At 68.2% G+C, this 449-nt stretch carries 1 protein-coding gene; it reads left to right on the top strand.

Annotated elements, in window-relative coordinates:
• Positions 1-449 (top strand): carboxyl transferase domain-containing protein (locus tag AC0AIB_RS31310; protein WP_465098095.1); only part of this gene is annotated, 449 nt, incomplete at both ends.

Genomic DNA, 449 nt, shown 5'->3' with positions numbered 1-449 from the left:
CGAACAACCTCTCCGAGGCCCCGGCCTTCCCGGAGGAGGCGGACCTCGCCACCACCGACGAGGACCGCGAGCTGGACACGCTGATCCCGGACTCGGCGAACCAGCCGTACGACATGCACACCGCGATCGAGCACGTCCTGGACGACGCCGAATTCCTGGAGACCCAGGCACTGTTCGCGCCGAACATCATCACCGGCTTCGGCCGGGTCGAGGGTCACCCGGTCGGCATCGTCGCCAACCAGCCGATGCAGTTCGCCGGCTGCCTGGACATCAACGCCAGTGAGAAGGCGGCCCGTTTCGTCCGCACCTGCGACGCGTTCAACGTCCCCGTCATCACCTTCGTGGACGTGCCGGGCTTCCTGCCGGGCGTGGACCAGGAGTACGGCGGCATCATCCGGCGCGGCGCGAAGCTGATCTACGCCTACGCGGAGGCGACGGTCCCGCTGATC

This window comes from Micromonospora sp. DSM 43699 (assembly GCF_055517075.1).
Note: the sequence above shows the minus strand (reverse complement) of the source record. Positions and strands in the feature narration are given on the sequence as shown.